General features: G+C 38.5%; 21 protein-coding genes and 3 pseudogenes. 3 read left to right on the top strand and 21 right to left on the bottom strand.

Translation table 11 applies throughout. From position 1 onward, the window contains the following. Positions 1–3 precede the first annotated feature (3 nt). Positions 4–147, bottom strand: a pseudogene (locus J1G47_RS04320) (ATP-binding cassette domain-containing protein); the annotation flags it as partial. Positions 148–354: 207 nt separating this feature from the next. Here J1G47_RS04320 and J1G47_RS04315 point away from each other — a divergent pair. Next, complete coding sequence (locus tag J1G47_RS04315; protein ID WP_160412884.1) at positions 355–597, top strand: hypothetical protein; 243 nt, start codon at positions 355–357, stop codon at positions 595–597. A gap of 68 nt (positions 598–665) precedes the next feature. On the opposite strand, the pseudogene J1G47_RS11795 reads toward J1G47_RS04315, so the two are convergent. Next, a pseudogene (locus J1G47_RS11795) lies at positions 666–875 on the bottom strand (L-serine ammonia-lyase, iron-sulfur-dependent, subunit alpha); the annotation flags it as partial. Positions 876–1183: 308 nt separating this feature from the next. Here J1G47_RS11795 and J1G47_RS04305 point away from each other — a divergent pair. Together J1G47_RS04305 and J1G47_RS04300 are read left to right on the top strand one after the other, a co-directional pair. Further along, on the top strand, positions 1184–2779 hold the full coding sequence (locus J1G47_RS04305; protein WP_010785873.1) for an ABC transporter substrate-binding protein: 1596 nt from the start codon (positions 1184–1186) through the stop codon (positions 2777–2779). Between the two features lie 136 nt (positions 2780–2915). Further along, positions 2916–3452: pseudogene (locus J1G47_RS04300) on the top strand (hypothetical protein). Positions 3453–3518: 66 nt separating this feature from the next. On the opposite strand, the gene cysS reads toward J1G47_RS04300, so the two are convergent. The 19 genes from cysS to tolR all read right to left on the bottom strand — a co-directional run bounded on the left by cysS (position 3519) and on the right by tolR (position 21184). Further along, positions 3519–4898 (bottom strand): cysteine--tRNA ligase, encoded by a 1380-nt coding sequence (cysS, locus tag J1G47_RS04295; protein WP_160405007.1) that lies wholly within the window; start codon positions 4896–4898, stop codon positions 3519–3521. Positions 4899–4982: 84 nt separating this feature from the next. Next, on the bottom strand, positions 4983–5396 hold the full coding sequence (locus tag J1G47_RS04290; protein WP_026916524.1) for a hypothetical protein: 414 nt from the start codon (positions 5394–5396) through the stop codon (positions 4983–4985). Between the two features lie 196 nt (positions 5397–5592). Beyond that, positions 5593–6774 (bottom strand): FAD-dependent monooxygenase, encoded by a 1182-nt coding sequence (locus J1G47_RS04285; protein WP_207326778.1) that lies wholly within the window; start codon positions 6772–6774, stop codon positions 5593–5595. A gap of 1 nt (position 6775) precedes the next feature. Then, complete coding sequence (rapZ, locus tag J1G47_RS04280) at positions 6776–7636, bottom strand: RNase adapter RapZ (RefSeq protein ID WP_005711360.1); 861 nt, start codon at positions 7634–7636, stop codon at positions 6776–6778. Next, positions 7627–8166 (bottom strand): PTS sugar transporter subunit IIA, encoded by a 540-nt coding sequence (locus J1G47_RS04275; protein WP_005711363.1) that lies wholly within the window; start codon positions 8164–8166, stop codon positions 7627–7629. The genes rapZ and J1G47_RS04275 overlap by 10 nt, the downstream gene beginning before the upstream one ends. A 43-nt stretch (positions 8167–8209) precedes the next feature. Further along, positions 8210–8935, bottom strand: coding sequence for an LPS export ABC transporter ATP-binding protein (lptB, locus tag J1G47_RS04270; protein WP_005711365.1), 726 nt, complete (start codon positions 8933–8935; stop codon positions 8210–8212). 9 nt (positions 8936–8944) lie between these two features. Beyond that, positions 8945–9448 (bottom strand): lipopolysaccharide transport periplasmic protein LptA, encoded by a 504-nt coding sequence (gene lptA / locus J1G47_RS04265; protein ID WP_005711367.1) that lies wholly within the window; start codon positions 9446–9448, stop codon positions 8945–8947. Between the two features lie 25 nt (positions 9449–9473). Then, positions 9474–10052: an LPS export ABC transporter periplasmic protein LptC gene (lptC, locus tag J1G47_RS04260; protein WP_075605303.1), complete on the bottom strand. Its 579-nt coding sequence runs from the start codon at positions 10050–10052 to the stop codon at positions 9474–9476. Between the two features lie 137 nt (positions 10053–10189). Continuing rightward, positions 10190–11230, bottom strand: a complete 1041-nt coding sequence (locus J1G47_RS04255; RefSeq protein WP_149351288.1) for an extracellular solute-binding protein — start codon at positions 11228–11230, stop codon at positions 10190–10192. A gap of 158 nt (positions 11231–11388) precedes the next feature. Then, positions 11389–12864 carry a ribonuclease G gene (gene rng / locus J1G47_RS04250; RefSeq protein WP_021114665.1) on the bottom strand — a complete coding sequence of 492 codons (1476 nt, stop codon included), beginning with the start codon at positions 12862–12864 and terminating at the stop codon, positions 11389–11391. 68 nt (positions 12865–12932) lie between these two features. Continuing rightward, positions 12933–13721: a tRNA pseudouridine(38-40) synthase TruA gene (gene truA / locus J1G47_RS04245; RefSeq protein ID WP_005711374.1), complete on the bottom strand. Its 789-nt coding sequence runs from the start codon at positions 13719–13721 to the stop codon at positions 12933–12935. A 273-nt stretch (positions 13722–13994) separates the two neighbouring features. Continuing rightward, complete coding sequence (locus tag J1G47_RS04240) at positions 13995–15041, bottom strand: TIGR01620 family protein (protein ID WP_160441368.1); 1047 nt, start codon at positions 15039–15041, stop codon at positions 13995–13997. Continuing rightward, positions 15041–15961 (bottom strand): tRNA dihydrouridine(16) synthase DusC, encoded by a 921-nt coding sequence (gene dusC / locus J1G47_RS04235; RefSeq protein ID WP_234924184.1) that lies wholly within the window; start codon positions 15959–15961, stop codon positions 15041–15043. Before dusC ends, J1G47_RS04240 begins: the two co-directional genes overlap by 1 nt. Positions 15962–16010: 49 nt before the next feature. Beyond that, positions 16011–16634 carry a DUF2238 domain-containing protein gene (locus J1G47_RS04230; RefSeq protein WP_075605301.1) on the bottom strand — a complete coding sequence of 208 codons (624 nt, stop codon included), beginning with the start codon at positions 16632–16634 and terminating at the stop codon, positions 16011–16013. Then, the gene (gene djlA / locus J1G47_RS04225; protein WP_207326776.1) at positions 16634–17494 is read right to left on the bottom strand and encodes a co-chaperone DjlA; all 861 of its coding nucleotides are present in this window, start codon (positions 17492–17494) and stop codon (positions 16634–16636) included. Before djlA ends, J1G47_RS04230 begins: the two co-directional genes overlap by 1 nt. Before the next feature lie 145 nt (positions 17495–17639). Then, the gene (gene pal, locus J1G47_RS04220) at positions 17640–18101 is read right to left on the bottom strand and encodes a peptidoglycan-associated lipoprotein Pal (RefSeq protein ID WP_010785885.1); all 462 of its coding nucleotides are present in this window, start codon (positions 18099–18101) and stop codon (positions 17640–17642) included. Between the two features lie 18 nt (positions 18102–18119). Next, positions 18120–19406, bottom strand: a complete 1287-nt coding sequence (gene tolB / locus J1G47_RS04215; protein WP_005711387.1) for a Tol-Pal system beta propeller repeat protein TolB — start codon at positions 19404–19406, stop codon at positions 18120–18122. 19 nt (positions 19407–19425) lie between these two features. Next, a complete protein-coding gene (tolA, locus tag J1G47_RS04210) occupies positions 19426–20727 on the bottom strand; it encodes a cell envelope integrity protein TolA (protein ID WP_176443549.1) in 1302 nt (433 codons plus the stop codon). A 16-nt stretch (positions 20728–20743) separates the two neighbouring features. Next, entirely contained in the window at positions 20744–21184 is a 441-nt protein-coding gene (tolR, locus tag J1G47_RS04205; RefSeq protein ID WP_005711390.1) for a colicin uptake protein TolR, read from the bottom strand. Positions 21185–21189: the final 5 nt, after the last annotated feature.

Below are 21189 nucleotides of genomic sequence, written 5' to 3'. Positions count from 1 at the left end.
ATTGGCAAGTAATTTGATTAACGTGGATTTACCTGAACCGTTATGCCCGATCAATCCATACACTTTTCCTTGTTCAAATTGCACCGAAATCGGCTGTAACAACGTACGATTTGGAATGGCAAAACTTGCCTGTTTAACCACAAACATAAAAATCCGAGTGAAGTGTAAAGTTCTAAAACAAAGTTGGCATTCTAATTAGAAATTATTATCATTAAAATAAGATTTACATTTCTTTATGCTATTTATGAATTTACTTTTTAGTTGCTCGGAACTGAACACACTTCGTCAAAACTTATTTTCAGAACGCTTAAAACATTGCCGTAATTTGCTTACTTTTGTGGAAAAGCCTGTGATGTGAGTGAAACCTACCGTCAAATTCTGCTTGAAAAGAAATGGACAGAATACGAATGGTCGCCTTTTTATAACTCCGTTGAATATATTTCCTTCCCCGAATTGCCTTTTCCACAGCCCGTCCGCTTACGAAAAGTCTGTTGCCACGCCCACTTGGATAGCAAAAATGATTACTGTGGCAATTGCCCGAAATTGAAAAAACTGCCGAAAGATGAGTTGAAAGAATGGGTGAGTAAGCTCTGCTAATCTTCAAAATCAAATTACTTAATTCAACTTTTACCTTTAGTGTTTACACATTCACTAGATACTATCTATCATTCACAAGGCAAGATCTTAATTGCTAATCCACCTGTTGAAGTTTCGCGGTATTTCGCATTCATATCTTTCCCTGTTTCATACATCGTTTCGATCACTTTATCTAGGGTTACGCTTGGTTGTGTCGTTCGGCGTAATGCCATTTGGCTTGCATTGATTGCTTTTACCGAAGCAATCGCATTGCGTTCAATACAATAAACATCGACTTGCAAGCGGTCAGTTTCTGCCAATTTTTTGCAATCAATTAAATGATCAATAAATTCTTTACCCGCTTTCATCGGACCAACGGTGTGGGAACTTGAAGGCCCAATTCCCACTTTAAACATATCAAAGACACTAATCATAAACACACTCAAACATAAGCCACTCAAGACATATTTTAGCGTAAGTTCTCTATAAGAGGAATGTTACCGATGTATGTATATCATTTTGGTTATAAGTTAGAGCCTTCAGTTATTTTAATTTTTTCACTAAAAACGGTAGATTGAGCTGGAATTTTCAACTTAGGGAACTTATTATGCAATATTCAAAACTCTTTCTCGGCTTGGGTTTTCTTTCTGCTTCATGTGCCGCGATTTCGGCACCGACAAATACATTGGTCAACTGTATTGCGACAGCACCGATGAAACTTAGTCCGGCAATTACAAATGATGCTAATGACTTCAATGCCAGCTCACAACAAGTCTATAACCGCTTAGTCGAATTCAAAGCCGGTAAAATTGAAGTAGAGCCGGGTCTAGCCGAACGTTGGGAAATCAGTGAAGACGGTTTGGTCTATACATTTTATCTACGCCAAAATGTGAAATTCCACAGCAACAAAACCTTTAGCCCAACCCGCCCGTTAAATGCCGATGATGTGGTGTTCTCATTCCAACGCCAAGCGGACAAAAATCATCCTTATCATAATGTTTCGGCAGGAACCTACTTCTACTTTAACTGGATGAACTTACCGAGTATCTTAAAATCCGTTGAAAAAGTGGATGACTACACCGTTAAAATTACGCTGAATAAACCGAATACGCCGTTTATTACCACGGTTGCCATGGACTTTTTATCTATTTATTCAAAAGAATATGCCGATCAGCTTCTTGCCCAGGGTAAGCCCGAAACTCTTGATCAACAACCGATTGGAACGGGGCCTTTTATTTTCCAAACTTATCAGACCGACCACGCGGTACGTTACACTGCTAACGTAGATTATTGGAAAGGCAAAGCAGACATTGAACGTTTAATTTTTAGCATTACCCCTGATGCCGGAACACGTTATGCCAAGTTAAAAGCCGGCGAGTGTGATGTGATTGATTTTCCGAATATCTCGGACATTGCTCAGATGAAAAAAGACCCTCAAATCAATCTACTTGAGCGTGAGGGATTAAACTTAGCTTACATTGGGCTAAATACCACCAAACCTGAACTAAACAACGTAAAAGTTCGCCAAGCCCTTCACCATGCTACCGATAAAAAAGCGATTGTTGATGCGGTTTATCAAGGCGGCGGAACGGTTGCAACCAATCCGTTCCCTGATGCAGTATTAGGTTATAACCCGCATTTGCCACAATATGAATTTAACTTGGAAAAAGCAAAAGCATTATTGGCAGAAGCTGGCTATCCAAACGGTTTTGAAACGGAAATTTGGGTGCAACCTGTGGTTCGTCCATCCAATCCGAACCCTCGCCGCACGGCTGAAATTATTCAAGCAGACTGGGCTAAAATTGGCGTGAAAGCAAAACTAGTCACACATGAATGGGCGGATTTTAATAAACGCACCCGTGAAGGCGAATTTGCCGCAGGTACTTATGGTTGGACAAGTCGTAACGGTGATCCTGATAATTTCCTATTCCCTTTATTTAGCCAAGCAAATATCCCCGGCACCAATTACTCTCGCTGGACAGATGAAAAATTTGAGGCGCTACTCGCCTCAGCGGTACAAATTCAAGACACACAAACACGTGCAAAACTATATCAACAGGCAGTCGAAATTTTCCAACAAAACAGCCCGATCATTCCGTTTGCCCACTCCATTAACTACGTACCGTTAAATAAACGGGTACAAGGCTTTGTTCAAAATCCGTTTGGCTATACCGCATTTTATGGCGTAAGTCTGAAGCCTTAATCTATTAGGGAGCTTAAAATATTAAGCTCCCTTATATAAGTCTTTCTAAAAATAAATCGTTTACATCATTTACTTACTATTTTGATCCACAGTTGATAGAATCCTTTCATATCTACACTAAAAATAAGGAAATATTATGTCTAAACTCTTTCCCAATGCACAACCTCGTACCCAAGCCCCTTATCGTTTTGATATTGTGGGAAGTTTTCTACGTCCTGAAAGCTTAAAACATGCTCGCCAACAATGCCAATGTGGCAATTTATCTTGTAGTGAACTGACTCAAATTGAAGATGCTGAAATTACAAAATTAGTTGAGCAACAAAAATAATAATAGCCAGCTATTAGATGATATTGCTGATGCTTATAAATAGGCAATAGAAAAATTCTATGCATTAGGTTGCCGTAATTTACAATTAGATGATACAAGTTGGGGAGAGCTTTGTTCAGAAGAGAAGCGAGCTGCTTATCAAGCTCGAGGGTTCGATTTAGAACAACTCGCAAAAGACTATGTTTATTTAGTCAATCGCGCCAATACATAGACATTAACCAACTCTGTCTTAGTCCACAATGTGGCTTTGCATCAACTGAAGAAGGTAACATTCTAACAGAAGAGCAACAGTGGAATAAATTAAAATTTATCCGAGACATCGCTGAAGAGGTATGGGGTAAATAATACATTTAATTTATAAAGCGGTCGGATTTGCAAAATTTTCGTCAAATCCCACCGCTTGTTAATCAATTAAGCCCTACGCCACGTTGTACCATTTGCACCATCTTCAAGCACAATGCCCATTGCGGTGAGCTTATTGCGTGCCTCATCGGCTACCGCCCAGTTTTTGCTGGCTCTCGCTTCGTTACGTTGTTTAATTAAGGCTTCGATTTCTGCCACTTCATCATTATTGGCATCACCTTGTAAGAAGGTTTCTGGATCTTGCTCTAACAAACCTAGCACGCCTGCAAGTTGTTTCAGACGAGCTGCAAGTTTGTTCGCTTCCACCTGATTTTCTGCTTTGAGTTTGTTGATTTCACGGACTAACTCAAATAATACTGCTAAAGCCCCTGGGGTGTTGAAATCATCGTCCATTGATTCTTTGAAAGCGGTCACATACTGATCGTTTTCTACAAGTTCGACATTCCAATCACAGCCACGCAATGCCGTATATAAACGCTCTAACGCTTTGCGAGCCAAGCCGATATTTTCTTCGCTGTAATCCAACAAGCTACGGTATTGTGCGGTTAAGAAGAAGTAACGAACACTTTCACAATCATATTTGTTTAAAATATCACGAATGGTGAAGAAGTTATTGAGCGATTTTGACATCTTCTCTTCGTTGATCGTAAGCATTCCAGTGTGTAGCCAATAATTCACATAATCGTCACCGTGAGCGCAGCAAGATTGTGCAATCTCGTTTTCGTGGTGTGGGAACATTAAGTCAGAACCGCCACCGTGAATGTCAAAATGGTTGCCTAACTCTTTGCTGTTCATTGCTGAACATTCAATATGCCAACCTGGACGACCTTTGCCCCAAGGGGAATCCCAGCTTGGTTCGTTCTCTTTCGACATTTTCCATAATACGAAATCCATCGGGTTGCGTTTGACCGATTTAATTTCAACCCTTGCCCCTGCTTGAAGCTGTTCAAGATTTTGGCGAGATAAGGCACCGTATTTTTGGAAAGATTCGACATTGAACATCACATCACCATCTTCTGCCACATAAGCGTGACCTTTCGCTAAGAGTTTTTCAACAATCGCAATAATTTCAGGGATATGTTGCGTTGCACGAGGTTCAACATCAGGGCGAAGGATATTTAACGCATCAAAATCTTTGTGCATTTCGATGATCATACGATCAACAAGCTGATCGCAAGTTTCATTATTTTCTAACGAACGTTTGATGATTTTGTCGTCCACATCGGTAATGTTACGCACATAGCGTAAGTTATAGCCGAGATAGCGAAGGTAACGTGCGATCACGTCAAAAGAAACAAAAGTCCGTCCGTGCCCAAAGTGACAGAGATCGTAAACCGTGACACCACAGACATACATTCCAACGTGATCAGGGTGGATAGGTTTAAATTCTTCTTTTTCACGTTTTAAGGTGTTATAAATTTTGAGCATTATTTCCTCTATTATTTAATAAAAAATTGTCAATCCATCTAAGAAAATAAGAGGAAATATTATAAAAAATTATATTTATATTCTTCATTTAATACCAAATTTCTCTTTTAAATCGCTTTCAAATTTCTGTAGTTCTTTATTCAGTAACAATAATCTATCCGACTTTTCTTTAATTTTTTCCTGTCCTTCTAAAGTCGGGTTTTGCATAGTTTCTACTGATTCAATAATAAAATCATTTAATAAAATCAGATTTTCTTTAATCCTTAATTTCAATAACTGAATATCCGTATTTTTAACCTCTATCATCTCTAGATTTTGTATAATAGAAGATATTCTAGTTTTAAAGATATTCAATCCATCTTCAATTTCAGATTTATCTTGACTGCTCAGCTTTTGTTGCAATTCTGCTAATACCTGTTCTTGCTTAATATTCCATAATACCAACTTATTAAAGTCTTCCACAGCTTCAATAGAAGCCGAACTCTCCACTGTATGCACATCTTCTTTTGATGTTTTTTTTCTAAAGAAGTACTATTGATACTCTCATGCTTTCCGACATTATCACAAGAAGATAAAAACATCATACATAATACTAAGGTAATAATTTTAATAAACTTATTTATTTCAAAATATCCAAATAATACTAAAAAAATCTTTATTAAATATATTCATATAAATCATTCTTATCCAGTTATTACACACTTATTGCCTGCTGAATAAGTAGCTTTTTTACAAAACTATTTTGATTAGTTGCAGATAATCCAACACCTCTAACTAATTTTTTAAATGGATTATTGCCAGAGAAAAGGTGCTTTAAGCCCTCCATTGCAGCTAAAACCTTTATAGCTTCTAACTTTCTAACTCGTTCAAATTGACGTAAATTGCGGTACTCTCCTATATCTTTTCCAAAGGAGAGTAATTTCTGTAGCTCTTTTGCCAATAGAATAGCATCTGCAAAACCTAAATTAACACCTAAACCCGCTAGAGGATGGATCGTATGAGCTGCATCACCAATCAAAGCAATCCTTTGCTGGGCAAAATCGCGAGCATAACGTGCGGTCAAAGGATAAACATCCCTTTCACTTTGTAACTCACATATTCCTAATTGATTATCAAAAGCAATATTCAATTGTTTGAGAAAAGATTTTTCATCACTATTAACTAGTCTACTAGCCTCAAGTGTAGGCAAAGACCAAACAATAGAACAAAGATGTTCATCTTTTAAAGGTAAGAAAGCTAAAATACTATCAGGTGAAAAAACTTGACGAGCCACTTGTTGATGCATTTCTGTTGTTCTCACATTACATACTAATGCAGTGTGTTGATAATCTCTACTAATCAATGGAATTTTAGCTTGTTGACGAACCCAAGAATGAGCTCCATCTGCACCTATAACTAACTTACTTGTAATCATCTCTCCGTTTTCTAGAGTTAAAAAAGCGCAGTTATCATTAATGCCTAAAAATTTAGGAGCATCCAATATCACTTCTACATTATGCTGATGAATGACTTGCTTCCATAGAGCATAACGAATCTGCTGATTATCAATAATAAATCCTAGCTGCTCTAGTCCAAGTTCTTTGATTACGGGATCTTTATTGTCAAAACAGAGACTTGAAAAACTATCCTTTTCCCAGACATACATTTGGTCATAAGGAGATAAATCACTTTCAGAAATATGATACCAAGCACCTATTTCCTCAAGCATTCTTTGGCTAGTAAAATTAATTGCACTTACTCTATTACTGATTGACTTACTTAAATAGGGAACTGTTTTATCAATAATCTTGATTTGACAATTACTATTTGCAAGTAATCCTGCTAAAGCTAAGCCAACCATTCCTCCACCAATGATGGTAATATCTGCTGTTTTCATTCTACGATGTCTTATAATGTTTTTCTAAACTACAGTGACGAACTCTTACTTTTTTGCCTTTACTTTCAATATATCTGGCTAATTTCTCTGCAACAAATACAGAACGGTGCTTTCCGCCTGTACAGCCTATGGCAATCGTTAAATAACTCCTATTATTTTGCTCCAATAAAGGCAACCACACTTCTAAATAATTACAAGTATGAGAAATAAATTGATGGACTTCTGACTGATTTTCTAGAAAATCTATAACAGGTTTTTCTAATCCTGTCATAGGACGGAGCTCAAGATTCCAATGGGGATTAGGTAAAAAACGGACATCGAAAACATAATCTGCATCGGCAGGAATGCCATACTTAAAACCAAAAGATTCAACAATAATATTTAATTCTTTCTCCGATGATCCATTTAATAATTCTCTTAATTTCTCTGCTAACTCATGTGAAGAAAAGTACGTTGTATCAATAATATAATCCGCATGCTGAAATAATGGTTCAAGAAGATGATTTTCTAAATCAATCACATTTTCTAAAGATAAATCATGGGTAGATAATGGATGTAAACGACGAGAGTCACTATACCGACGGACTAAAGCCTTACGCTGACAATCAAGAAAGATTAAAGTTTTTGAAATGTGAGAGGGAAACGCATGTAATACTTGCTCAAGCACATCTGGATCTTCTGGTAAATTTCTCACATCAAGGCTAACAACAACAGATCTCTTCAATTTTTCTAAATAATCTGTTAACTGGGGAATTAAAGCAAGAGGAATATTATCCACACAATAATACCCTAAATCTTCCAACGCTCTTAACGCAACAGACTTTCCTGAACCAGATCGCCCGCTCATAATAATCAATTCCACATTACATTCCTCGATTCTAAATTTTTGTTTACCGAATAATCATAATAACTCAATACTTGCCAAATTTCTTCTCTGGATAATGCAGCTCTTAGATGCTTTAACAAATTCTTATCACTTAATTGCTGTGCTATTTCTCTCAAAGAATCCTTATATTCTACACAAATTTTTTCTGAAAAGAATATGGCATAAATAATATCCACATCCTTATGATCTATTGATTCAAAATTTATTCCTGCCTCTAGTTTCAGGAAAATAGCAATTGGTTTCTCTAGCTGAAATTCTTGACTCATCAACAATTTTGCGTGAGGTAAAGCCACTCCATTATTAATTCCGGTAGAACCTAATTTTTCACGTTTAAAGAAATAGCTAAAACATTCTGCTGGATGAATACATAGTTTATCTGTAGGTGAAAGGCTATTATTTAATATTTCTGCCATCGCCTTCCCCAGAAACTCTAAAGCCTGTTTTTTATTAGAAATGGGAACATTGTAATAAATATTATTAATGTCTAAAAATGTGGTTAATTGCATCATAAAAAATCAAACGACAAAAAAATATCTTAAGAATTTTATATTACAGCCTAAATTGCTCACCTAAATAAACTTTTTTCACATCCTCATTATGTAAAATTTCTTGAGGAATCCCACTAGCTATCATCTGACCATTACTCACAATATAAGCACGCTCACAAACATCTAAGGTTTCTCTTACATTATGATCTGTGATTAAAACACCTAATCCTCGTTCCTTTAAATTCACAATAATCTTCTTAATATCGATCACTGAAATAGGATCAACCCCAGCAAAAGGTTCATCCAACAAAATAAACTTAGGATTAGCTGCCAACGCACGTGCAATTTCTACTCGACGGCGTTCACCGCCAGATAAAGATTGCCCTAAGCTGTGACGAATATGCTCAATATGAAATTCTGCGATTAATTCATCTGCTCTTGCTTGACGCTCTGCATCGGTTAGATCTTTCCTAATTTGTAACACCGCCATCAAGTTATCATAAACACTTAAGCGACGAAAAATAGAGGCTTCTTGAGGCAAGTAACCAATACCTTGTTTTGCTCTATCATGCATAGGTAAAACACTGATATCTTGATCATCAATACGGATTTTACCATGATCGTGACGCACAAGGCCCACTACCATATAAAAAGTAGTCGTTTTTCCTGCACCATTAGGACCTAATAGTCCAACTATTTCGCCTGATTTAATATTTAAACTTACATCTTTAACAACTTGGCGACTTTTATAACTTTTAGCCAAATATTCAGCATATAATGTTGGCATACAGAATTCCTATTTCTTATCACTTTGCAATTGGTTTGGAATTAATACAGTTTTTACTCTTTGTCGGTCATTACTCGTCGCTTTAAGGTTCTGTTTTTTGACATCATAAGTAATTTTTTCTGCTTTAATGGCACTATCTAGCTGCTTTAATTCGGCATTGCCTCTTAATATCAAAAATTCAGAATCTAAATCATAATGTACAGAATTAGCCGTACCATTAACAATCTTACCATTATCAAGGGTCTGCTGAAAAACAACCGGTGTGCCAAAAGCCTCAATAAGTTCCTTTTGAGTATCCCTTCTAATGATTGTAACTTTTTCTGCATTAAGCTTAATTGACCCTTGAGTAATAACAACATTGTCGCTAAATGTCACAATATTTCTTTCTATATCCAATGACTGGCTACCTGAATCAATTTTGATGGGCATATTTCTATCTGTTTCCAAAGCCTTAACCGATAGATTTACAAGACACAATGCAATTATTAATACAAGTTTAGTTCTAAAATTCATTCTATATCCCTATGTAAAACTCTAATTATTTATCAACATTAATAAATTTTGGTTCAATATAAGTTTTCACATCTTTGGTTAAGGTTGCCGTTTGTTTTTTCAAATTGCCTTTTAAGCCAATTCCAGTACTTGTAAATCCAATGCCTGTTGATTTCACCATACTGTCTGAAAAAATATCTTGAGTATTTAAATCTATGCTTAATACTTCTGCTTCGATTTTCTGTAACCGAGAAGTCGGATCTAAGCTATTAATTTTAATATTTCCACGCAAATTCAATATTTTGTCTTTGGTAACATCTGCATAATCGGCTTCGACTTGCCACTGTTTTAATGCACTTTCTGCATCAAATAAATTAAGTAATGGCTTTAGAAATTCTATTCGTTGCGTACTTTCGTAACGTTTAACCTCTTCTGCTTGAGCAAAATATTGCGGCTTTCCATTTAAATCATAAGCACTTGTAGAAATCTTTTGCCCTATATACTCTGCACTTCCTTCCTTTTTTATTAGCTGAGATAATCTAGTATCATCGCTTTGTTGACTATAATACCAACCAGCAAGTACTGCTGCTAATGTGGCTAGAATAATATTTAAACGGATATTCATACAATCTCTTCTTCGTTTAGATACAGCTGAGAATTTTAACATAAATTTCTACGGCAATATAGAACGAAAATTGCAAGAAAAGTTCATACAAAAAACCTCAAGGTAAGCCTTGAGGTTTTTAAGCGATGTCTATGGAATTACTTCGCAGCTTTTAACTCTTGATAATATTTTTCATAGAGCTCAATCGCATCACCCACATCATCTTGCCACTGGCTTTTTTGTAGCACTTCAGAGGTCGGATAAATTGCTGGATCTTCGGTAATCTCTTTTGGTAATTTTTCTAACGCTTTTACGTTTGAAGTTGGATAACCGATTTCTAATGTCAATTTCTCAGCCACAGGTGCACTCAATAAGTAGTTAATTAACTTGTGAGCTGCATCTGGGTTTTTCGCATTAGATGGAATTGCAAGCGTATCCACCCATAATACTGGGCCCTCTTTCGGGAACACCATATTTACAGGAGCTTGCTCTTTTTTCGCAATACGTACAGAACCGTTCCATAATTGACCCACTTCTACTTCACCAGAAATAAATGAGTTAGCAGGGTTATCAGAGCTAAATGCTAATACGTTTGGACGTAATTTTAATAACTCTTCATAAGCCGCTTTAATCACTGCTGGATCTTTAGTATTTGGATCTTGACCTAATTTTAATAAAGCAATGTTGAATACTTCACGAGCATCATCAAGTAATTGAACCTTACCTTTAAACTCAGGTTTCCATAAATCGCCCCAAGCGGTGAAATTGTCACCATTGTATAAATTAGTATTAAATGCAATACCTGGTGCACCTAATAATTGTGGTAAAGAGTATTTATTGCCTTTATCGTAAGGTTTATTTAACCAGTCTGGGTTAAGATCTTTGATCACAGGTAATTTGCTATGATCAAGCTCCATTAACATACCTTCACGTCCCATTTTTGACACGAAGTAGTTACTTGGTGCGATTACATCATAACCACCATCTTTACCCTGAATTTTGAGTTTCGCATACATTGTCTCATTTGATTCAAGACTTGAAACCACAACCTTAATACCTGTCTGTTTAGTAAATTCTTCTAACAAACCTTCTGGCACATATTCTGTCCAAGTATAAAGATGTACAGTGTCATTTGCTAATGCACTATTTGCCCCTAACATCACCATACCCGAAGTGAATGCAACAGCCCATTTTTTCATCAATGTGTTCTCCTAAAAGAGTAAAATAAAGAAGAGGTTGGATTACTCCAAAAAACCAAGTCTTTCAAATAAAAGACGGGGGCATTCTAAGCCCCCCCCTGTATTTTGCAACAACTTTATTTCAAAATAGCTTATTTTTTAAGCTATCAAGCCTAATATTACATTACTACTACGTCAAATTGATCTTGGTGATAATACGGCTCAATTTTAATTTCGACTTTTTTACCGATAAAGACTTCTAATTCCGCAAGCAATGCGTGAGATTCTTCATTAATCAAGTATTCCGCCACGCTACGAGAAGCATATACTACATAACGTTCCGACTTGTATAAATGATGAACTCGAACGACCTCTCGAACAATCTCATAACAGACTGTTTCAACGGTTTTTATCGTACCTCGCCCTTTACAAGAAGAACAATCGCAACATAACACTCGTTCAAGGCTTTCTCTGGTACGCTTACGCGTCATTTCAACCAACCCAAGTTGGGTAAAACCATTGACATTTGTTTTGACTCGATCACCTTTTAAAGCAAGTTCTAAGGACTCTAGCACACGCTGGCGATGTTCTTCTTCCTGCATATCAATAAAATCAATAATGATAATACCGCCCAAATTTCGCAGTTGTAATTGATGTGCGATTGCCTGTGTTGCTTCAATGTTAGTATTAAAAATCGTATGGGCAAGATTTCGATGTCCGACAAAAGCCCCAGTGTTAATATCTATGGTGGTCATTGCTTCTGTCTGCTCAATAATTAAATACCCACCTGATTTTAGATCGACACGTTTATCCAAGGCTTTTTGAATACCATCTTCAATGCGATAAACATCAAAGAGGGGTAAAGTCCCACTATATAAACTCACATTCTTGGCTAACTCTGGCATAAACTCAGCTAAGAACTCTTTTACCTGCTCATAGGTCATTTTTGAGTCAATTTGAATTGAATGAATATGCGTTCCAACGAAATCACGCAACACTCGTTGTGCCAAAGCTAATTCCCCATAAAGTAAAGATCTCGCAGGATATTTTCCTTTTCGCTCTAGTACTTTTCGCCATAACCGCTTTAAGAAAGCCGCATCTTGTTCAAGGCTCTCTTCGCTCACACTGTCAGCAGCCGTTCTTACAATAAAACCGCCTAGCTCATCACAATACGGCTCAACTAACGATTTTAAGCGATTACGTTCTTCTTCACTTTCAATGCGTTGCGACACACCAACATGGCTATTTTCTGGCATAAAAACCAAATAACGAGAGGGCAATGTAATGTCTGTTGTCAATCTTGCCCCTTTAGTACCTAAAGGATCTTTGACCACTTGCACCACAATATCCTGCCCTTCTCGCACTAACTCGCTGATATTTTTGACAACAAATTGCTTTTTCTCGCTTTCATCAACACATTCAGTGTGAGAAACAATATCTGATGCGTGTAAAAATGCCGCTTTTTCTAAGCCAATATCAACAAATGCCGACTGCATACCAGGCAAAACCCGTGTCACTCGTCCCTTATAGATATTACCGACAACACCTCGCTTTGCCTCACGCTCAATATGGACTTCTTTTAACACACCATTTTCAACCAATGCTACCCTCGTTTCACTTGGGGTTACATTGACTAATAATTCTGCACAACTCATCTTAAATTTATCCCTAGAATCATTTACAAAGATACTAGTACTGATTTTCTTAAAATATACATAAATAGTTATTTACCATAATAGAATAAAGGTCCTAATGGCATCTGAGGAATACTAAATTTCTCAGGATAAATAACTTCAACCAAGTATAGTCCCTCAGCTTTCGCTGTTGGTGCAGCCAACGTCCTATCTCGTTTTTCTAATAGCCATTTAATCCATTCAACAGGTTTATCGCCTCTTCCAACCTCAATCAAACTACCAACTATATTTCTTACCATGTGGTGAACGAATGCATTCGCTTGAATATCCAATATAATATAGTCTTGATGGCGACTCACAATGAGATGATGAACATTTCTCCATGGCGTATGTGATTGACACTTCGCAGCTCGAAATGAACTGAAATCATTCTCTCCCAATAAAAACTGCCCTGCTTCATGCATTTTTTCATGATCCAGAGAATAGTGATAATGAGAAATCCCTTTCGGTAATATGGCTGAACGTAATTTATTATTATAAATAACATAACGATAGCGACGAGCAAGAGCACTAAAACGAGCATGAAAATCGTCACTTACTCCAATAGCCCATTTCACCACAATATCTTCTGGTAAATGAGCATTGGTCCCTAAACACCAACTCTGCATAGGTCGATTTACATCCGTATCAAAGTGTACAACCTGCCCAGTAGCATGTACTCCAGCATCAGTTCGCCCTGCACAAAACACTTCACAAGATGAATTTGCAATGACTGATAAGGCTTCTTCCAATCTTTGCTGTACTGAATCAACATATTGTTGGCGCTGCCACCCACAATAACGGCGACCATCGTACTCAATTCCAAGGGCAATTTTCATTAGACAACCTAAAACATTTAATTAATCTGATTAACTCTTTTTTTCATAAGAAAGTAACTTGATAAGTTACTATAGCTAAATCGTATTATTTATACCGCTGGCCGTATCATTTAATGATTGACATCCAAACAAAAACAGCCAGTAAATCATTTTATTCAGAGATTAATTCGCTCTTCGGGCATTATGCCAAATTAGTATTTAATTTAAAACAACTACACAATTTTGCCCCCGAATAGAATACAACATCAGTAAACTCATGCAGATATTGTAAAATTAATTATTGTGGAAAAACTCAAATTCTTCCCTACTTTTACTGAACATTTGTTCTTTTAGAACGCCGATCAGCTCTTGTCTGACAACAGAAAGTTTTGGACGTTCATTTTGTTGGAACGTCACCGGGCGGCAAAATTCCATTGCCTTAATGCCTAAACGAGCAGTGAGCAGTCCCACACCAATCCCTTGTGCTGCTCGAACTGATAAACGAGCGGTGAGATTTTGTGAGAAAAAATCTAATCCAACATCACTGGCAATTTCCGTCGCCCCTGCAAAGACCATATTCGTCATCACCATTCGGAACAGTTTCAAACGGCTGATATAGCCCAATTCCATTCCGTAGGCTTTGGTGATTTTATTGACTAAAGCAATGTTTCGCCACGCCACCATTAAAATATCCACCAATGCTAAAGGACTTACCGCAACAATAATTGCATTTTCCGCCGCATTTTTGCTAATCATCTTTTTGACTTGGTTATCAATCGGGCTTAACACATTTTCACTGAAAAGATACAGCACTTCTTTGCTGTTATAGGCTTCATCAAGCTGAGACTGCCAACGTTGCTCCGCTTGTTGAACCATCGGTGTTTGAGCCAAATTTTTAGCCACCAATTTGCAAAATTCTCGTGCTTTTTCACCGCTTGTATCGGCTGTTTCCAGTAGTAATTGTTGGCTCACTTGTTGATTATAATTGTGTTTACGCAACCAACGTAACTTCCGCCATTCATTGATGATAGCACCAACACCAACCAAGCTGATACCAAAAAAGGCAACGGCAAAGGCAAAGTAAATCCATTGATTTGCTTGCCAAGTATCAATCAACCATTGTACCGATTGAGCAATAGTCGCAATGCCAAACAAGGCTAATGCCGCCAGAAATAACCTTAGCCAAAAGCGAGATGGTTTTAAACTTTCTTCAATAATCAGTTCTGCTTCAACTGCTTTTTCTTCTTCGTCAAGCTGAATATCGGCATTGCTAAACTCTTGTTTAGGTTGATGTTTTTCGTCTTTTTCAACTATTTCTTCAGTAAAAATACGTTTTTCCATTAAAATTTCACCGCTTGTATAATATGCTGTTTCAACCCTTCATAGCCGTGTTCTGTTTTGAGAATATCAAACAGTTGCACCGCTTCGGGATACTCTTTATCGAGATAACGTAGCCACTGTTTAATGCGTGCAACGTGATAAAAACCGGTATCCAGTTCGTTTTCCATATGCACATATTGAAATAAGAGCTGTAATACCTCGTTCCACGCCATTTTAGGCTGATTATATTTCACAACTTTGCTTAAATTTGGCACATTTAGCGCCCCACGCCCAATCATTAACGCATCGCAAGCGGTCACTTCACGGCATTTTTGAGCAGAGAGATAATCCCAAATTTCACCATTCGCAATCACGGGGATAGGCAACCGTTTTTTTATCTCGCCGATTGCTTGCCAATTAATGCGTTCTGCTCGATAGCCGTCCATTTTAGTTCTGCCGTGTACGGTAATTTCCGTTGCACCGCCTTGCACCACCGCATCGGCGATCTCAAAGGCTTGTTCGCTACTATCCCAGCCCAGTCTCACTTTGACCGACACGGGAAGATGGCTAGGCACCGCTTCTCGCATTGCTTTTGTTGCTCGGTAAATCAACTCAGGTTGTTTCAACAAGGACGCACCGCCATTGCTGCCATTCACCGTTTTAGACGGACAACCGCAGTTGAGATCGACCCCGTGCGAGCCAAGCTCTACGGCAAGTGCTGCGTTTTCCGCTAACCATTGTGGATGTTGCCCTAAAATTTGTACACGCACAGGCGTACCCGATGGGGTAAAGCCGTTATTGTGTAGCTCAGGGCAAAGGCGGTAAAAGATTTTCTTCGGCAGTTTTTGATCGACCACTCGCACAAATTCTGAAATGCACAGATCATAATCATTGACTGCCGTTAATAATTGACGCACAAAAGGGTCTAACACCCCTTGCATTGGTGCAAGGATAACTTTTGGTAAATTTTCCACAAAATCCGACCGCTTGTTAGTAAGAAGAATGGCGCAAACGTAAGTCAGGTCGGGCAATTAAGTAGATGATTAATGCGGTAATTGCCCCTAGTGTATCAGCGAGCATATCTTTTTGAGCGTCCCAAATATCACCTTGCGAACCTAAAAATTCAATGCCCGCATTGCCCCCTTCAATTACCGCATATTGCCATTCGATAATTTCATAGGCAGCGGCAACCGACATAATAAAAAAGAGCGAAAAGAAGAATGCCACGCCCAAGCCGCATTTACGTTTACGCAATAACCATTCCGCCATCGGGAAGCTATAAAAGCCGATAATGTAGTGAGCCACACGGTCAAAGTGGTTACGATCTTCGCCTAAAAAGGTCAAATATTGATTTGCCCAGTCAAACGGCACATTCGCAAAGGTATATTTTGCACCGATTAGGTGCATAATCATCCACAGTGACATCAGCACATAGGCAAGTCCACTAAATTGAAAACGAGGATAAGTCACCACCAATAAGCCGAACACCACAAAAATCGGCATAACTTCGGCATACCACACCGCACGATCAGTCGGATTAAGTCCTGACCACACGGCAATTACGATGATTACAATAGCTAAAAAAAGCGGAACAATATGAGAACGGGTTTGCATTATTTCCATCCTTTTGATTTACAAATAAGATCATAAGCGGCTTGAATTTGCTGTGCTTTTTCTTTTGCCACTTCCATCATTTCAGGCGGTAAACCTTTTGCGACTAATTTATCCGGGTGATGTTCATTCATTAATTTACGATAAGCACGTTTAACCGTCGTTTGATCGTCGCTTTCTGATACCCCTAATATACTATAAGCGTCTTTTAAACTTGGCCCGCTCGAACGCTGATAACCGCCATAATTTCCTTGATATTGTCCTTGTTGGCTTGAGCCGTGCTGTTCATATTGATAATAGCCTGAACGGAAACGTTGAGCCGCCACCACCATTGCGATCATCTGTTCAAACTGTAAGCGAGACATTCCCAATGTTTCAGCAATAGTGAATAAAATTTGCTGCTCATTGCCATCTAAATTGCCATCTTGTAACGCCGCTTGCATTTGGACTTCTACGAAGAAACGCAATAAATCACGGCGTTGTCCGCAGGCTTCACGAAATTCTTGCATAACTTGGCGTAGCGGAAAGTTAGCCTCTTTCCCCAAAGTAAAGGCTTTTTGGGCAAGTTGCTGGTTATTTGCGTCAAGTTTCATATTCGCCATTAGCTGACGGGCGAGCTGAATATCATTTTCCGTTACTCGTCCTTTTGCTTTGGAAATATGTCCTAATACCGCAAAAGTTGTCTGCATAAAGAGTGACTGACGAGTTAGTGCTTTGCCAAACATAGTTGAAGATACGCTACCTAGCTCATACAGTTTTTTATCGCCCCAATGCCCAATAATAAGCCCTAGCAAACCGCCAAAAAATCCGCCAAAAAACTTATAACCTAAAATGAAACCGAGAATTTTCCCAATAAATTGCATCTATTGCCCTTATTTACTTATTCAAAATTGTGAGCATTTTAACGGAAAATCCTTAAAAAATAATTAAGGAATGATGAATTTACACATAAAAATAAAGCCCCGAAAATTCGGGGCCTTACTATTTGGCATTTTAGAAAACTAAAAATTAGTACTCTAACACTGCACGACGGTTTTTAGAGTAATCAGCTTCTGAGTGACCTAATACTGCTGGTTTTTCTTCACCGTAAGAAACTGTTGCCACGTTGCTAGCACCTTTAGTTGCTAAAAAATCTTTAACTGCGTCAGCACGACGTTGACCTAAGGCGATGTTGTACTCTGGAGTACCACGCTCATCAGCGTGACCTGCAACAGTTACTTTGCCTTTAGATGCAACTAAGTATTGTGCGTGTGCATCTAAAAGTTGTTGATCTTCAGCTTTTAGTGTGTAGCTGTCGAAATCAAAATATACAGTGTTGTAACGGGTTTGTAAATCTTGAACAGACATACCACCGAATGTTTGACCTGCATTAGCACTTGCATTAGCACTTGCATTGTCGTTTGAGCTGCTACATGCTGCCAAAACGAAAGCTGGTGCCGCAATCATTAAAACTTTAGCTAGTTTTTTCATTTTTTTCTCCAAAAAGAATTATTGTTTAGTCAGATAAGGTGACCAAGCAGGGAATTTATATTGTCCACCTGCTCCCGGCAAATTAGCTTTGAAACGCCCATCTGCGGACACCAATTGTAGCACTTTACTCACACCTTTGGTAGAGCTATAAATAACCATTGTTCCATTTGGTGAAATACTTGGACTTTCGTCTAAAAACGTAGAACTGATTGCTTCTGTGCTACCTGAAACAAGATCTCGTCTTACAATTCTATCACCTGAAACCATGATTAAATTCTTGCCATCTGCCGAAATTTTACCACTGCCGCTGCCACCAATTAAGCTAGCACCGCCACCAGATGAACTCATTTGATAAACCTGTGGTAAGCCACCACGGTCTGATGTAAACAGGATATAACCACCATCTGGTGACCAGCTTGGTTCGGTGTTATTTCCTGCGTTACTGGTTAATTGTCTTGGTGAACCACCGCCCACCCCTGTTACATAAATATTTAATACACCATCTTGGTTAGAAGCAAACGCCACTCTTGAACCGTCTGGTGAGAATGAAGGCGCCCCATTATGCCCTCTAAGAGATCCGATCACTTTTCTTGCTCCCGAACGAATATCGTGAACAACAACCTGTGATTTTTTGTTTTCAAAAGTCACATAAGCTAATTTTGAACCATCTGGTGACCATTCTGGTGACATCAAAGGCTCTTTACTTTTTACGATGGTAAAGGCGTTAAAACCATCATAATCTGATACACGCAACTCGTAAGAGGACACTCCACGTTGTACCACATAAGCGATTTTAGTTCTAAATGCACCACGGATCTGTGTTAATTTTTCAAATACTTGATCGCTTACCGTATGAGCCCCTAAACGCATTTGGGCAGCTGGAACATTAAATGAACCTTGAGCAATCACATTTCCTGCTGCTCCTGAAGTTCCCAAAGTATCCACTAATTGATAAGCGATGTTATAGCCACCACCTACTGCAGACACTTGCCCCACAACCACATTATCAATGCCGATATTTGTCCACTGTTCAGGATTGACTTCTGCTGCTGAACTCGGTTGAGCTGGTAAACTAGCACGATCAAGCGGTGTAAACTTACCACTATTTCTCAAATCATCTGCGATAATTTGAGCGACATCATCAGGTACGCCCCCCATTGCTTTAAATGGAATAACCGCTATCGGTTGAGCCATACTCACACCTTGGTCAATCGAAATTCTGACATCTGACTCAGCTTTTACACCGACAGAAAAAAATAATCCGACAATACCAAGAATACTCGTTAAACGAGATACTAATTTCATCTTAACCCTCTAGGTTGAACTATTGAACTTTTAAACTAAAATCTAATGTTGGTGATCTATATTGCTGATAAACTGCATCTGACGGTGCAGGCGGCACTTTACGGGTTGCCACAATCGCACTTACAGCTGCATCACACACTGCTTTATCCCCTGAAACGACTTGATAGTTGGTAATAGTACCATCTCGCTCTAGGAAAATCTTCACATCACATTGTTTACCTGCAAAACTCGGATCAACACGGTATTTTGACTGAATAAGTTTCTTAATTCGTTGCCCATAGGCATTACCATCAACATTAGCACCCTGACCTAAACCTTTTGTACCGCCAGAGCCTTGTGAGCCGGCACTATTTTTATTACCGCCGTTGCTCGTGCCACCGCCAACTTCGCCACCACTTAAAAAATCATCAAGTACTTTATTATTTTTCGCTTTTTCAGCTTTTGCAGCCGCTTCTGCTTTCGCTTTTGCCTCTGCAGCGGCTTTGGCTTTCGCTTCTTTTTCCGCTTTTGCCTTAGCTTCTTTCTCGGCTTTTTCTTTCGCCTCTTTTTCTGCTTTGAGCTTCGCTTCTTGTTCTGCTTTCTCTTTTGCTTCTTTTTCTGCTTTGAGCTTCGCTTCTTGTTCTGCTTTCTCTTTTGCTTCTTTTTCTGCTTTGAGCTTCGCTTCTTGTTCTGCTTTCTCTTTTGCTTCTTTTTCTGCTTGTGCTTTAGCTTGAGCTTGCTGCTCTGCTTTTAGCTTTTTCTGCTCTTCAAGTCGTTTTTGTTGCTCTGCTTCTTTTATTTTCCGTTCTTCTTCCGCTTGCTTTGCAAGGGCTTCTAAACGTTTTGCTTCAGCTTCAGCTTTCAAACGGGCTGCTTCTGCAAGTTTACGTTGTGTTGCTTCTTCCTGCTGTTTTTTCAACTGTTCTTGCTTAATTTGCTCTTGTTTCAATGCTTCTTGACGAGCCAATTCTTGCTGACGTTTTTCTTCTTGTTGCTTCTGCTGAGCTAACTGAATTGCCTTCTCACGTTCTTGTTGTTCAGCAATTTCTTCTGGGGTAGGTTTATCTTCAACCTCTTCCTTAACTTCCTCTTTAGGCTCTTCTTTAGGTTCAACCTTCGCTTGCCCTTGCTTTTCAGCTTTTAATCGCCCATATTCAGCGGCTACCTGTCCAGTATCAACCATCACAGCTTCAAGAGATTCACTATCACCGCCACTTCCGCCAGCAGAAGCTAAGTGAGTATTAGTGAAAAAAGAACCCAGTATTAATAAGCCTATCAACAATAAATGCAGTAAAACTGACACAATTATAGCGAGTTCTAATCTATCATTTTGATATTTCACGCTCTATCCTCGCTGACTATTTACCTTCGGTCATTAAACCTACGGTTTTGATCCCTGCATCTTTTAATAATGAGATCCCTTTCATTACCTCTTCGTAAGGTACGTCTTTACCACCTGCCACAAGGAATAAGGTATTATTGTCTTTTTGGAAAGCCTCACCAGCATAAGCAATGACTTCTTGCTCCGCTAAGTTCTCTTGTTCATTAACTTGAATGTAGTTTCCGTCAATTTTCAATTTGTACAAAGCGACCCCAGCGATCTCTAAAATAACAGGGGTTTTATCTTCATTTGAAACGGATTGACTATGGCGATCTTCAGGCAATTCCACTTCCACACTTTGACTAATAATCGGTGCTGTTGCCATAAAAATCAGCAATAACACCAGTAACACGTCCAAAAATGGCACGATGTTAATTTCAGATTTAATGTCATTACGTTTACGACGACGGTAAGACATAGTTT

Origin of the sequence: Glaesserella parasuis, from assembly GCF_017352235.1 — a bacterium.
GTDB lineage: Bacteria > Pseudomonadota > Gammaproteobacteria > Enterobacterales > Pasteurellaceae > Glaesserella > Glaesserella parasuis.
Note: the sequence above shows the minus strand (reverse complement) of the source record. Positions and strands in the feature narration are given on the sequence as shown.

Excerpts from the sequence above, each read along its gene's own strand:
- J1G47_RS04305 (WP_010785873.1), top strand. The coding sequence starts at position 1,184 with ATGCAATATTCAAAACTCTTTCTCGGCTTGGGTTTTCTTTCTGCTTCA.
- cysS (WP_160405007.1), bottom strand. The coding sequence starts at position 4,898 with ATGCTCAAAATTTATAACACCTTAAAACGTGAAAAAGAAGAATTTAAA.
- J1G47_RS04285 (WP_207326778.1), bottom strand. The coding sequence starts at position 6,774 with ATGAAAACAGCAGATATTACCATCATTGGTGGAGGAATGGTTGGCTTA.
- J1G47_RS04275 (WP_005711363.1), bottom strand. The coding sequence starts at position 8,166 with ATGCAATTAACCACATTTTTAGACATTAATAATATTTATTACAATGTT.
- lptB (WP_005711365.1), bottom strand. The coding sequence starts at position 8,935 with ATGCCAACATTATATGCTGAATATTTGGCTAAAAGTTATAAAAGTCGC.
- lptA (WP_005711367.1), bottom strand. The coding sequence starts at position 9,448 with ATGAATTTTAGAACTAAACTTGTATTAATAATTGCATTGTGTCTTGTA.
- lptC (WP_075605303.1), bottom strand. The coding sequence starts at position 10,052 with ATGAATATCCGTTTAAATATTATTCTAGCCACATTAGCAGCAGTACTT.
- J1G47_RS04255 (WP_149351288.1), bottom strand. The coding sequence starts at position 11,230 with ATGAAAAAATGGGCTGTTGCATTCACTTCGGGTATGGTGATGTTAGGG.
- rng (WP_021114665.1), bottom strand. The coding sequence starts at position 12,864 with ATGAGTTGTGCAGAATTATTAGTCAATGTAACCCCAAGTGAAACGAGG.
- truA (WP_005711374.1), bottom strand. The coding sequence starts at position 13,721 with ATGAAAATTGCCCTTGGAATTGAGTACGATGGTCGCCGTTATTGTGGG.
- J1G47_RS04240 (WP_160441368.1), bottom strand. The coding sequence starts at position 15,041 with ATGGAAAAACGTATTTTTACTGAAGAAATAGTTGAAAAAGACGAAAAA.
- dusC (WP_234924184.1), bottom strand. The coding sequence starts at position 15,961 with ATGCAAGGGGTGTTAGACCCTTTTGTGCGTCAATTATTAACGGCAGTC.
- J1G47_RS04230 (WP_075605301.1), bottom strand. The coding sequence starts at position 16,634 with ATGCAAACCCGTTCTCATATTGTTCCGCTTTTTTTAGCTATTGTAATC.
- djlA (WP_207326776.1), bottom strand. The coding sequence starts at position 17,494 with ATGCAATTTATTGGGAAAATTCTCGGTTTCATTTTAGGTTATAAGTTT.
- pal (WP_010785885.1), bottom strand. The coding sequence starts at position 18,101 with ATGAAAAAACTAGCTAAAGTTTTAATGATTGCGGCACCAGCTTTCGTT.
- tolB (WP_005711387.1), bottom strand. The coding sequence starts at position 19,406 with ATGAAATTAGTATCTCGTTTAACGAGTATTCTTGGTATTGTCGGATTA.
- tolR (WP_005711390.1), bottom strand. The coding sequence starts at position 21,184 with ATGTCTTACCGTCGTCGTAAACGTAATGACATTAAATCTGAAATTAAC.